This window comes from Xylophilus sp. GW821-FHT01B05 (assembly GCA_038961845.1).
In the GTDB taxonomy this organism is placed as follows: domain Bacteria; phylum Pseudomonadota; class Gammaproteobacteria; order Burkholderiales; family Burkholderiaceae_C; genus Xylophilus.
Genome location: CP152408.1, coordinates 4,968,962 through 4,981,267 on the forward strand (window position 1 = coordinate 4,968,962; position 12,306 = coordinate 4,981,267).

Below are 12,306 nucleotides of genomic sequence, written 5' to 3' on the forward strand. Positions count from 1 at the left end.
GCAAGGGGGTTGGCGAAGCGACACGAAGTGCGCGAAGCCTGGGGGTTAGCGGATGATGGCGATTCTCTTGTGCAGGCGCTTGACCGCCCAGGACAAGGCAAAACAGATCACGAAGTAGGCGACCGCTGCGACTAGGTAAGACTCGATCGGACGACCGTAGTTCTTGCCCGCAGTCTCGAAGCCCTTGAGCATGTCGTAGGCGCCGATGGCATACACCAGCGACGTGTCCTGGAACAGGATGATGGTCTGCGTCAGCAGCACCGGCAGCATGTTGCGGAAGGCCTGCGGCAGCACCACCAGGCGCATGTTCTGGCCGTAGGTCATGCCCACGGCCTGGCCGGCGTGGACCTGGCCGCGCGGGATCGACTGGATACCGGCGCGCATGATCTCGCTGAAGTAGGCCGCCTCAAACGCGATGAAGGTGACATAGGCCGAGATTTCCGCGCCGATGGGCCGCCCGATCAAAAAGGGCACCAGCAGGAAGAACCAGAGGATCACCATCACCAGCGGGATGCTGCGCATGCCGTTGACGTAGATCACGGCCGGCACTTCCAGCACCTTCTTGCCCGACAGGCGCATCAGCGCCAGCAGCGTGCCCAGCAGAATGCCGCCAGCCGTGGCGACGATGGTCAGGGTGATGCTGAACCAGAAGCCCTTCAGGACGAAGGCACGGATCAGCTCCCAATTCATGAAAGAGAAATCGAGATTCATCAGTGGCCCCCTCCGGCGCGGCCAGGCAAGGCAAAGCCAGGGATGCGCAGGCGCTTCTCGATGAACGCCATGATGCGGTTGATCGCAAAGGCCGACACGATGTAGAGCGCCGTCACGGCCAGGTAGACCTCGATGCCGCGCGAGGTTTCTTCCTGCACCTGCATCGCGAACATGGTCAGCTCAGACACCGACACGGCAAAGGCCACGGAGGAATTCTTGAAGATGTTCATCGTCTCGCTGGTGAGCGGCGGCACGATGATGCGAAAAGCCATCGGCAGCAGCACGTAGCGGTAGTACTGGAAGGTGGTGAAGCCCATGGCCATGCCCGCATAGCGCTGGCCGCGCGGCAGGGCCTGGATGCCCGAGCGCACCTGCTCGGCGATCCGCGCCGAGGTAAAGAAGCCCAGCGCCAGCACCACCAGCACAAAGCTCGGCACACCGCGCAGCGGCGGAATCAAGGCCGGCACCACGTGGTACCAGAGGAAGATCTGCACCAGCAATGGAATATTGCGAAACAACTCCACCCAGGCATTGCCCAGGCGCGCCCAGACCGGGCTATCGGGGAGCGTGCGCAGCGTCCCGATGACAAAACCCAACACCAGGGCCACGATCAGCGCCAACACCGACACCGACACCGTCCAGCCCCATGCGGACATCATCCATTGCCAGTAGGTCGGGTACTCGCCCCCTGGGTCCTGCAGAAACATCTGCCAATCCCAATTCGATCCCATAGGGATTCCTTCTCAAACTGTTGCACGACTCACTGGCCGTCTCTCCGGCCTGTCCTTGCCGCCCGGTGTGGACAACAAAAAACGCCCACCTTGCAGGTGGGCGTCGATCAGCGCATGGTTAGCGCTTACTCTTTGGCTGCGTATTCTTCCATAGGTTTGTCGTTCGGATGCTCCCATGCATCCTTGGTCGCGGCAGACAGCGGCAGGCCGACCTTGACATTGCTCGGAGGAATCGGCTGCATGAACCACTTGTCATAGAGCTTGGCCATCTCGCCCGACTTGATCTGGGCCACGATGCTGTCGTCCACGGCCTTCTTGAAGGCGGGGTCGTCCTTGCGGATCATGATCGCAATGGGTTCGACGGAAAGCACTTCACCGACGATCTTGTAGTCGCTGGGAGCCTTGGACTTGGCTGCATTGGATGCAAGGATCGAGCCGTCCATCACGAAGGCGTCGGCGCGGCCGGACTCGAGCAGCAGGAAGCTGTCGGAGTGGTCCTTGCCAAACACTTCCTTGAAGGTCAGGCCATCGGCGCGCTTGTTCTTGCGCAGGGTCTGCACCGAGGTGGTACCCGTGGTGGTGGCGATGGTCTTGCCGTTCAGGTCCTTGATGCCGGCGATGCCGGAGTTGGCCTTGACCAGGATGCGCACTTCTTCCACATAGGTGGTGTAGGCGAAGGACACGTCCTTGGCGCGCGCCGTGTTGTTGGTGGTGGAGCCGCACTCCAGATCCACCGTGCCGTTTTGCACCAGCGGGATGCGGTTTTGCGAGGTCACGGGCTGGTACTTGGTCTCGAGCTTCTTGCCCAGGGACTTTTCCAGGTCCTTGATGATGTTGGCGCAGACGTCGTAGTGGAAGCCGGTGTACTTGCCGTCGCCCAGGGTGTAGGAGAGACCCGAAGATTCCCGCACGCCTTCGGTGATGACGCCCGAAGCCTTGATCTTGGCGAGGGTGTCGGTGTTCTGGGCGAACGCGCCGCCAGCAGCCAGGGCCGCGACCGCGAGGGCCAACAGTTGTTTCTTCATGCAAATCTCCTAGTAAGCGAGGATGAAAGTAAGGGAGAGTCTAGAACGGAATCCAGGCCTGCTGCGCGCGGGTAACACCCAGGGCACGCCAAGTTGGTGCAAAGAGATTGCGCATGGGCATCATTCCGGTGCATCGGCAGACCCGTAGCATCTCCGTCGGAAACATACGGTTGCAAGCTCCGTGCCCAAGCTGGCGAACGGCAGGTGTTGCGAACTGTACGGCTGGCGGCGGAGGCTGACCAATGCCAGTTGCTCTCCGCTTCATGCAAAAAAAACATGGACTAATGACAAACCCTAATGCCGGGCCGGCACACCACGCAGCCGCCTATTTGCCGGCGCTGCGCACGGTGGACGGGTTCTGCAGAAAGGCCCAGAGCGCATCGGCTGGCCGGCGCGCCACGGCCGCGCGGCCGCGACCCGTCACGCCTTCGCGCGGGGCAGCCGGCTTTTCGCGGTAGGCGCGGATTTCCATGGTCATCTGCAGGCCGGTTTGCTCGGCCGGCAGCGCACTGACCAGGCGGCGGCTGCGCAGCTCGCGCCGTACCGCGCTGTGCGGCAAGAACGCCAGGCCGTGGCCTTCCAGCGCCATGGCCTTCAGGCCTTCGGCCATGTCGGTCTCATAGACGCGGTCCAGGTGGATGGGCGTGCCGGCCTCTTTCAGCAATGTTTCGACCACGCGGCCCAGGTAGGCGCCGGGCGCGTAGGCCAGGTAGGGCAAGGGCTGGCTGCTGCGGCCGGGCAGCTCGAACATGGGCCGGCCGTCGGCGTCGGGACGCGAGAACGGGGCCACGGTTTCCTCGCCCAGCACCACCATCTCGTAGCGGTCGGCATCGAGCTGGATCGGCTGGGTGCTGTGGTGGTAGGCGATCAGCAGATCGCAGTTGCCCTCCATCAGCCGCAGCACGGCGTCGTGCACGTTGAGCGCGATCAGGCGGCTGCGCATGGGGCCGAAGCGCTCGCGCAGGCCCGACACCCAAGTGGGGAAGAAGGTGAAGGCCAGCGTGTGCGGCACGGCGAACTGGATCACGTCCTTGCCGGCTGCGGTGTGGCCACGCAGCATGGCGCGCGTGCTCTGCAAGGCCTGCAGCATCTCCAGCGACTGGGCGTAGAGCGTCTCGCCGGCGGCGGTCAGGCGCGTGGGATACGAGGTTCGGTCCACCAGATCGGTGCCGGCCCAGCCCTCCAGCGCCTGGATGCGGCGCGAAAACGCCGGCTGCGTCACATGGCGCAGCTGTGCCGATCGGCTGAAGCTGCGCGTTTCCGCGAGGCTGACAAAGTCCTCGAGCCACTTGGTTTCCATGGCCCGCATTATGGAATTTTCGCGGGGCCCTGGCCGGCCATGCCGCATTGATATATCTCCCAGTGCAAACAGCCGGTTGTGCAGGGGCGGCCCGCGCGGAATAGTCGCGGCAGCGGCGGGACAGCCGCCCGCGTTCCATTTCCCAGGATTCCAAGGAGACTTATGCATTCCCCCCGCCGAACCTTCGCCGCCGCATTGCTGGTGGCCCTGGCCACCCTTGCCGGCGCGCCCGCGCAGGCACAGCCGCTGTCCTCGCGCCCGATCCGCCTGGTCGTGCCCTTCGGGCCGGGCGGCGTGGCCGACCTGACCGCGCGCAGCGTGGCGCAGAAGATGTCCGAATCCATGGGCCAGAGCATCGTGGTGGACAACAAGCCCGGCGCCGGCGGCGTGGTGGCCTCGGACACGGTCGCCAAGGCACCGCCGGACGGGCACACGCTGCTGCTGATGTCCAACGGCACGGCCGTCAGCGTGGGCCTGTTCAAGTCGCTGCCCTATGACACGGTGAAGGACTTCGCGCCGGTATCCATGCTCGGCTATTTCGACATCGCGGTGCTGGTGCCGGAGAACTCCAGGTTCAAGACGCTGCAGGACCTGGTGGCCCACGCCAAGGCGCACCCAGGCACGCTCAACGTCGGCACCATCAATACCGGCAGCACCCAGTTCCTGGCGGGCGAACTGCTCAAGAATTCGCTCGGTATCGACGCGCAGGTGGTGCCCTTCAACGGCACGCCGGGCGTGGTCACCGCGCTGCGCGGCGGCCAGGTGGATGCGGCGGTGGAGATTCTGGCGCCGGTCCTGTCGCAGGTCACCGGCAAGGCGCTGCGCGTACTGGCCGTGATGGGCGAGAAACGCTCCCCCAACCTGCCCGACGTGCCCACGGTGGCCGAAAGCGGCGCGCCAAAATTCAACGTCGCCTCGTGGAACGCGCTGGCCGCGCCGGCCGGCACGCCCAAGGATGTGCTGGCACGCCTCAACAAGGAAGCCAACGCCGCCCTGGCATCGCCCGAGGTGAAGAAGCGCCTGCAGGACCTGGGCGTGGAGCCGCGTGGCAGCACACCCGAGCAACAGGCCGCCCTGCTGGCAAGCGAGATCAAGCGCTGGTCTGCCGTGATCCAGCAGGCCGGCATCCCCAAGCAATGACCTGAACCCCAAAGCCCTGACGCCCATGAAGAGCATTTCGCCCCCCCATCCCAACCCCAGCCGCCCGGCCTTGCGCCTACCGGCAGGCGCCTGCGACGCGCACTGCCACGTGTTCGGCCCGGGCGAGCAGTTTCCCTATTCGGACAACCGCCGCTACACGCCGCCCGATGCGCCGGCCGCCAAGCTGCGCGCGCTGCACCAGTTGCTGGGCATAGAGCGCGTGGTGCTGGTGCAGGCCAGCGTGCACGGCCATGACAACCGCGCCATGCTCGACGCCATTGCGCAGTCGCCCGACAGCTACCGCGGCGTGGCCATGGTGGGCGCCGGCGTGAGCGACGCCGAGCTGAGCGCGCTGCACAAGGCCGGCGTGCGCTCGGTGCGCTTCAACTTCGTGCAGCACCTGGGCGGCGCGCCCGACCTGCCGACCGTGCTGCGCATGGCCGAGCGCATCCAGCCGCTGGGCTGGCACCTGGTGCTGCACCTGGACGCGGAAGACCTGCTGACCTACCGCGCCTTCCTGGACACGCTGCCCGTGCCCTTCGTGATCGACCACATGGGCCGCACCATGGTCGAACACGGCCTGGAGCAACAGCCTTTCGCCATGCTGCTGGACCTGATGCGCGACGAGCGCGCCTGGGTCAAGGTCAGCGGCGCGGAGCGCATCTCGCACACCTTGTCGACGCAGGGCGCGCCCTATGCCGACGCCGCCCCCTTTGCCCGCCGCCTGATCGAGGCCGCACCAGACCGCGTGCTGTGGGGCACCGACTGGCCGCACCCCAACGTGCGCGAGATGCCCGACGACGGCAAATTGGTCGACCTGCTGCCGCTGTTCACGGAAGACGCCACGCTGCTGCACAAGTTGCTGGTGGACAACCCGACGCGGCTGTACTGGTACGACTGAGCACTTTCTTTCCTTTCCCTAAAAAACACGGAGACACCATGCCAACACGTCCCATGAAGCGGACGCGCGCAGCCCTGCGCGCCCTTCCCTTGCTTGCCGCTGCTTGCGCTGCCAGCACCAGCTTCGCGCAGAGCGCCCCCAGCTCCAGCGTGCAGATCTACGGCCTGATCGACGCCTACGCCGGCACGCTGCGCCGCAGCGACCAGACCGGCCGCACCACCGTCGTCAACAGCGGCGGCATGAACACCGCCTTCTGGGGCGTGCGCGGCAGCGAGGACCTGGGTGGCGGGCTGAAAGCGCTGTTCATGCTGGAGAGCTTCTTCCAGACCGACACCGGCGTGTACGGGCGCAACGCCACCGACCCATTCTTCTCCAAGAACTCCTGGGTTGGCCTGGGCGGCGACTTTGGCCAGGTAGCGGCCGGCCGGCAGACCAACCCGCTGTTCCTGGCGACCGGCGCGTTCAACCCGTTTGGCGGCTCGCTGCAGTTCTCGCCCGTGATGCTGCAGACCTGGCAGCCCACCTACAACCGCAGCGTGCTGGGCGACAGCGTGTGGGACAACACGCTGCAGTATTCGTCGCCCACCGTGGCCGGCCTGCGCGCCAACCTGGTGTACGGCTTTGGCGAGGTGCAGGACCGTGCCGGCGTGCGCAACCTGAACCTCACCGTCAACTACGAGCGCGGCCCGTTCGCGGCCGTGGTGTCAGCCCAGCAGGCCAAGACCGGGCCCGGCTTCACCACCGCCATCGGCCGGCAGAACGCGGCACTGGTCGGCGCCTCGTATGACTTCAAGGCCGTGCAGCTGTACGGCCAGTTGCTGCGCAGCCGCACGCCCGACATCCAGACCACGGCCGACACGCTGCAGCTGGGTGCAGCCGTGCCGGTGGGCGCGGGGCGCATCATGGCCTCTGCATCGCGCACCACGCGCGAGGTGCAGGGCGCTGGCGACACGCACCGCACCACCTGGGCCGCCGGCTACGACTACAACCTGTCCAAGCGCACCGACATCTACGCCATCTACCTGCGCGACCAGCTCACCGGCTACGCCGGCGCGGGCAGCCTGGGCGCCGGCATCCGGCACCGGTTCTGAAGCCACGATCAAGAGACTCACGCATGTCACAACTCCCCTCTTCCCTGCGCATCGGCGTGATCGGCTACGGCGAGGTCGGCAAGATCTTCGCCGCCGGCCTGCAAGGCCAGCCCGGCGTGGCCGGCATCCAGGTCTGGGACCTGCGCCTGGCGCCCGGCCAGGCAGCGCGCGAGGCCGAGGCCGCGCACGCCCGCGCGGCCGGCCTGGAGCCCGTTGACAGCGCTGCGGCGCTGGCGCAGGTCGACCTGGTGATCTCGGCCGTCACCGCGTCGCACACCTTCGAAGTAGCGGCGCAAGCCGCGCGCTTCATGCGCCCCGGCGCGCTGTTCCTGGATTTGAACTCGGCCTCGCCCGGCACCAAGCAGGAAGCCGCCGCCGCCATCGATGCGCGCGGCGCCCATTACGTGGAAGCCGGCGTCATGACCTCGGTGCCGCCCTACGGCATCCGCGTGCCCATGCTGCTGGGCGGCGCGCAGGCAGCGGCGCTGGCCGAGCGCCTGCGCGGCTGGGGCATGGACGCCACGGCGGTGGCCGAGCGCATCGGCGTGGCATCGGCCATCAAGATGTGCCGCAGCATCATGATCAAGGGCCTGGAAGCGCTGGTGATCGAGAGCTACAGCACCGCGCGCCACTACGGCGTGGAAGACCAGGTGCTGCCGACGCTGGCCGAGACCTTCCCCAGCATCGACTGGCCGCAGCAAGGCGCCTACTTCTTCAGCCGCGTGGTGCAACACGGCAAGCGCCGCGCCGAAGAAATGCGCGAATCCGCCCGCACCGTGCAAGAGGCTGGCTTTGCGCCGCTGATGGCGGCGGCCATTGCCGACAAGCACGATGGCGTGGCGAAGCTGGCGCGGGAAGGGGTGTTTGCTGGCATTGGCAAGGATGCGGCGTGGCAGGAGTATGCGGATCGGTTGGTCAAGCAGTCCGCCACCAAATAGAAAGCCAAGGAAGGTCTGCACAAGCCGATCGCGTACTCAACTAGCTGTTTGCTATCCATGGGCCCCGTTCGCCGTCAAGCGCTGGCCAGTTCGTGGTTCATGCGCTTCAGGCGACGAGGGTCATGCCCGCGTGCTTCGAGGCGCGGACATCGAAAGTCATCGTTTGAGAGCAGCCAGCACTGGATGCGGAACGCTCAATCAGGCAATCAGAGAAATCCGCCTTCCCTGCGCTATAGACCCGTAGGGCACGCATTACGACGTCGGCTCGCTCCACCACAAGTTGCTTGGTGCGAATGATGGATTCAAGCGCTTGCGCGGCTTGCTCGCCGGCCAGTTCGTAGCTGGAAGTCAGGATCCAATACAACTCAACCACCGTGATGATGGTGATGAACCCGGGCTTGTCAGCATCGAGTGATTCAATCAGCTTGGTCGCCTTCGCAGACTGCTTAGGATCGTCCTGCATGATGTAGCGCACGAGGACATTCGTGTCGAGACCGATCACCGCGCTGCGGCTCCGCGCCGTGCGACGGCCGCGTTCATGGCCTCAATCGAAACGGTCTTCTTTGCAGGCCCGAACATGCCCTTCAGTTCAGCGACCTCCCGGGTGGCGGCCACGAACTCATACCGTCCAGGCCCGATCTGGACGAATTCAACGCGATCACCCGTATCCACCTTAAGGTCGTTACGGACATCGACGGGGATTGTGATCTGGCCTTTGGAGCTGAGTGTGGCAGTCGCCATTGCAAATTCCTTTTTCCTTACTTTAGTGTAAGGCGTTTGGCGCGTCAACGGACACGAAGCAACCCGCCATCAGGTTATCCGTTTGACGCTCGGTCGAGCTAACAGGCCCAAGCGGCGCGTCCGCTTGGGTCAGCGAACAGGGTTCACCGTCTTCGGCCAGGACAGCCAGGGCCGTGCCATAGAGGGTGAGCAGCAGCGCGGTATCACGCAAGGGCGCACGGCTGTTTTCCTACTTGGTCCAGTTCTCGACTTGCAGGCCCTTCACGCGCCCGAAGTCCTTCACGTTGTTCGTGACCACGATGGCGCCCATGGCCCGTGCATGGGCCGCGATCATCAGATCAGCAGCGCCAAGCTGCGCGCCGCGCTTCTTGAGATCGGCGCGAATTTCGGCGTAATGTCTCGCTGCATCTTGAGGCCAGTCCAACACTGCCAGGTGCAAGGCCAAGCTGTCGAGCACAGCTTGGTTCTGTTTGCGCTTGGCGGCTGCAGAGGCCTGCACGCCATATGCCAGCTCGGCAAACGTTACTGCCGACATTACCTGTTGCTGAAGCGGCACCGACTGCACCTTTGCCGCCAGCGCCTCAGACCCACCTCGCATCAGGAAGATGCAGGTATCGGTATCGAGCATGAAGAGTTGCGCCGTCAAAACGAGCGCTCCTGCACCGGCAAACGGTCGCTTTCTGCCATGAAGTCGGATGAGGCCTTCATGCATGACGCAAAGAAACCAGACCAATCAGTCGGTCGCGGCGTCAAGACCACGCTTTCACCTTCTCGGCGGATGAACACCTCACGCACAGATTCGGGGAACCGATATTCGAGCGGCATAGTCACCGTCTGCGAACGGTTGTTCCATCCGACGCGGGCGGTCGGTCTTGGGATAGAGGTTTGACGTGATGCCATGTATCGCAGTATATGGCGGCCTATGCCATATGGCAAACCATATATCAGACTACGCTTGCAAACACCTCCTGCAGCGTCACCAGGGTCGCTGTCAAAGTCTTGGCCGACACCGCTCCAAGCTTCCTGGCCAGGCGCACCTTGTCGACCGCCCGGAGTTGGTCCAGCACGATCAGTCCCTTGGTGCCAGCGTGCGTTACCGGCACCCGAAACGGGGCCTCAAAGCCCTTCGGCGTCATCGGCGCCACGATCACCGTCCGAAGGTGGTCATTCAGCTCGGCCGGCGACGCCACCACGCACAGGCGGAACTTCTTGATCTCGCTCCCCACGTTAGCGTCAAGATTCACCAGCCAGATTCACCCAGGCCCTGGCTCTCCAGCAGCGCCTTGCTGGCGTCACCGGCCGCCCGCACCAGATGGCCCTGCCCCGCCCCGCCCGATTGCACCCATCAATCAACAAGCAGGCGACACCCAAAGAAAAAGCCCCGGCGCTCTCACGCTCGGGGCTCTCTCTGTCAGCGGCGGCCATTCACCTTGTCGCTGCCGTGGTTCGACTCACCAGATCAATGGCGGTTACGGCTGCGGCACAGTGCAGATCGGCAGCAAGGGCGTCGCACGCCGGCATTCGACATCACAGAAGCAGCGCAGGGAAGCCCGAAGGGCCCCTGACTCCGGTACGCCTTCTCTTTGCCTAGCAGGGCGAGTCCCGGCTCCTGCCGCCAGCAAGACACACCAACTATCAAATAGATAGCTAATAGCCCAGGAAGCACCTGGACTAGAGGCATATTTCGCTAAAACCTATTCAGCCCTGACATTCCCCGCCGCCAGCACCGGCTTCCACCGCGCAATCTCCCGCACGATCAGTTGCCCAAACACCTCCGGCTTGGCCGGCGTGGCCTCCGCGCCTTCGGCGGAGAAGCGCTCGGCCAGCGCGGGCGTGCCCAGCGCCTGGTTGATCTGCGCATTGAGCTGCGCCACCACGGCCGCCGGCGTGCCGGCCGGGGCGACGACGCCGTACCACTGGTCGGCCTCGAAGCCTGGCCAGCCGCTTTCGGCCACGGTGGGCAGGTCGGGGAAGGCCTTCATGCGGTGCGGCGAGGACACGGCCAGCGCGCGCAGTTGCCCGGCCTTGACCGGCGGCATGACGGCGGGCGCGCCGGTGAACATGAGCTGGATCTGGCCGGCGATCAGGTCGGTCACGCCGGGTGCGGTGCCGCGGTAGGGCACGTGGGTGAGCGGCGCGCCGGTCTGCAGCCTGAAGTACTCCATGGCGATGTGGGCCGCGCTGCCGTTGCCGCCCGAGCCGTAGTTGAGGCCGCCGGGCGTGGCCCGGGCGTAGGCCACCAGTTCTTTCACCGTGCGTGCCGGCACCGAGGGGTGCACCGCCAGCACATTGGGCACGCGCGCCACCCAGGCCACGGGCGCAAAGCTGTGCACCGGGTCGTAGGGCAGGCGCGGGTAGAGCGAGGGGTTGACCGCCAGCGTGCCGATGTGGCCCATGAGCAGCGTGTAGCCGTCGGGCGTGGCCTTGGCGACCTTGTCGGCGCCGATGGAGCCGCCCGCGCCGGGCACGTTGTCGATGACGACTGGCTGGCCCCAGGCCTCGGTCAGCTTCTGGGCAATGGAGCGCGCCAGGATGTCGGTGGAGCCACCGGGCGTGAAGGGCACGACCAGGCGGATCGGCCGCGTGGGCCAGTCGCGCGGGGCCGCCGCCAGTGCCGAGCCCGCCAGCAAGCTGCCGGCCAAACCGAGATTGAAATGCCGCCGTGGAATACCGGCCATGGTGTTGTCTCCGAAGTCGTACTTATCAGCCGACTATCGGGGCCAGCGGCCGGGCCCACAAGCCAGGCACGGCGCTAGCAGCTATGCCGTTCTGGCAGAGGAGATATCCACGCCGCCGCCCAGCAGTTGCTGCGCCAGCTCGCGGATCAGTTCCAGCATGGCCTGCTGCGTCAGCGTGGCCGGGCGCTGCGAGCTCACCGCCAGCGCCAGCCGGCTGCGCAGGCGCGGCTTGATGATGGGGCGCGTGGCATAGGCCTGTGGCCGCGCGGCGGTGGACACCGCGTTCATCGACAGCACGGCGCTGCCGGCGCCGTCGGCCACCAGGTCGAGGATGGCGGCCACGCCGTCGATCTCGAGTGCGATCTGCGGGCGGCAGCCGATGTTGGCCAGCTCGGCCTCTACCTGCATGCGGATGGCGTTGGGCCGGGTCGGGATCACCAGCGGCTCTTCGGCCAGTTCGCGCAGCGACAGCGGCTGGCGCTCCAGCGGCGCGCCGTGTGCGGCACTGACCAGGAACAGGTCTTCCTCCAGCAGCACCACGCTGTCTACGTCGGACGAGGGCTGCGGGTTGTAGAGCAGCGCAATGTCCAGGCGGCCGGTGAGCAGGGATTCCTGCATGGCGGTGGACAGGTTCTCGGTGATCGACAGCGTGGCCTCGGGCAGGCGCTGGCGGAAGGCGCGGGTCAGCGGCACCGTCAGCAGCTTGGCGATGCTGGGCGGCAGGCCCACTGCCACGCGGCCGGCCAGCGCGCCGCGCATGCGGCCCAGGTCTTCGCGCGCGCGCTCGACCTGGTGCAGGATGCCGCGGCCATGCTCCAACAGGCGCTTGCCGGCCTCGGTCACCACCACGCCGCGGCCGTTGCGGATCAGCAGGTTCTGCCGCAGCTCCACCTCCAGTTGCCGCACCTGGCGGCTGAGCGCCGGCTGGGCGATGTCGATGGCAATGGAAGCACGGGTGAAGCTGCCCAGCTCTGCCACGCGGATGAAGTATTCGAGCTGTTTCAGGTCCATAGCCGCAGTGTAGAAACATAGCAGGCCGCCGGATATGCG

The 12,306-nt window shown here is 65.8% G+C and carries 14 protein-coding genes; 4 read left to right on the top strand and 10 right to left on the bottom strand.

Annotated elements, in window-relative coordinates:
* Window positions 1-45 precede the first annotated feature (45 nt).
* The 4 genes from AAFF27_23240 to AAFF27_23255 all read right to left on the bottom strand — a co-directional run bounded on the left by AAFF27_23240 (window position 46) and on the right by AAFF27_23255 (window position 3,767).
* Window positions 46-711 carry an amino acid ABC transporter permease gene (locus tag AAFF27_23240; GenBank protein ID XAH22875.1) on the bottom strand — a complete coding sequence of 222 codons (666 nt, stop codon included), beginning with the start codon at window positions 709-711 and terminating at the stop codon, window positions 46-48.
* Complete coding sequence (locus AAFF27_23245; protein XAH22876.1) at window positions 711-1,442, bottom strand: amino acid ABC transporter permease; 732 nt, start codon at window positions 1,440-1,442, stop codon at window positions 711-713. Before AAFF27_23245 ends, AAFF27_23240 begins: the two co-directional genes overlap by 1 nt.
* Window positions 1,443-1,567: 125 nt before the next feature.
* The gene (locus tag AAFF27_23250) at window positions 1,568-2,467 is read right to left on the bottom strand and encodes an amino acid ABC transporter substrate-binding protein (protein XAH22877.1); all 900 of its coding nucleotides are present in this window, start codon (window positions 2,465-2,467) and stop codon (window positions 1,568-1,570) included.
* Between the two features lie 325 nt (window positions 2,468-2,792).
* Entirely contained in the window at window positions 2,793-3,767 is a 975-nt protein-coding gene (locus AAFF27_23255; GenBank protein XAH22878.1) for a LysR substrate-binding domain-containing protein, read from the bottom strand.
* Between the two features lie 162 nt (window positions 3,768-3,929).
* Here AAFF27_23255 and AAFF27_23260 point away from each other — a divergent pair, with 162 nt between their 5' ends.
* From AAFF27_23260 to AAFF27_23275, 4 genes are read left to right on the top strand one after another with little or no spacing between them, the layout of a single operon-like run.
* Window positions 3,930-4,907 carry a tripartite tricarboxylate transporter substrate binding protein gene (locus tag AAFF27_23260; protein ID XAH22879.1) on the top strand — a complete coding sequence of 326 codons (978 nt, stop codon included), beginning with the start codon at window positions 3,930-3,932 and terminating at the stop codon, window positions 4,905-4,907.
* Window positions 4,908-4,932: 25 nt separating this feature from the next.
* On the top strand, window positions 4,933-5,808 hold the full coding sequence (locus AAFF27_23265) for an amidohydrolase family protein (GenBank protein XAH22880.1): 876 nt from the start codon (window positions 4,933-4,935) through the stop codon (window positions 5,806-5,808).
* Window positions 5,809-5,846: 38 nt separating this feature from the next.
* Complete coding sequence (locus tag AAFF27_23270) at window positions 5,847-6,899, top strand: porin (protein XAH22881.1); 1,053 nt, start codon at window positions 5,847-5,849, stop codon at window positions 6,897-6,899.
* Between the two features lie 23 nt (window positions 6,900-6,922).
* The gene (locus AAFF27_23275; protein XAH22882.1) at window positions 6,923-7,837 is read left to right on the top strand and encodes a DUF1932 domain-containing protein; all 915 of its coding nucleotides are present in this window, start codon (window positions 6,923-6,925) and stop codon (window positions 7,835-7,837) included.
* Between the two features lie 106 nt (window positions 7,838-7,943).
* Here AAFF27_23275 and AAFF27_23280 read toward each other — a convergent pair whose 3' ends face one another.
* The 6 genes from AAFF27_23280 to AAFF27_23305 form a co-directional block, all read right to left on the bottom strand.
* Window positions 7,944-8,339 (bottom strand): type II toxin-antitoxin system VapC family toxin, encoded by a 396-nt coding sequence (locus AAFF27_23280; protein XAH22883.1) that lies wholly within the window; start codon window positions 8,337-8,339, stop codon window positions 7,944-7,946.
* Window positions 8,336-8,578: an AbrB/MazE/SpoVT family DNA-binding domain-containing protein gene (locus tag AAFF27_23285; GenBank protein ID XAH22884.1), complete on the bottom strand. Its 243-nt coding sequence runs from the start codon at window positions 8,576-8,578 to the stop codon at window positions 8,336-8,338. Before AAFF27_23285 ends, AAFF27_23280 begins: the two co-directional genes overlap by 4 nt.
* Window positions 8,579-8,807: 229 nt before the next feature.
* Window positions 8,808-9,224, bottom strand: a complete 417-nt coding sequence (locus tag AAFF27_23290) for a type II toxin-antitoxin system VapC family toxin (protein ID XAH22885.1) — start codon at window positions 9,222-9,224, stop codon at window positions 8,808-8,810.
* A gap of 298 nt (window positions 9,225-9,522) precedes the next feature.
* On the bottom strand, window positions 9,523-9,831 hold the full coding sequence (locus AAFF27_23295) for a type II toxin-antitoxin system PemK/MazF family toxin (GenBank protein XAH26307.1): 309 nt from the start codon (window positions 9,829-9,831) through the stop codon (window positions 9,523-9,525).
* A 441-nt stretch (window positions 9,832-10,272) separates the two neighbouring features.
* Window positions 10,273-11,256, bottom strand: a complete 984-nt coding sequence (locus tag AAFF27_23300; protein XAH22886.1) for a tripartite tricarboxylate transporter substrate binding protein — start codon at window positions 11,254-11,256, stop codon at window positions 10,273-10,275.
* Window positions 11,257-11,337: 81 nt separating this feature from the next.
* On the bottom strand, window positions 11,338-12,267 hold the full coding sequence (locus AAFF27_23305; protein XAH22887.1) for a LysR substrate-binding domain-containing protein: 930 nt from the start codon (window positions 12,265-12,267) through the stop codon (window positions 11,338-11,340).
* Between the last annotated feature and the right edge of the window lie 39 nt (window positions 12,268-12,306).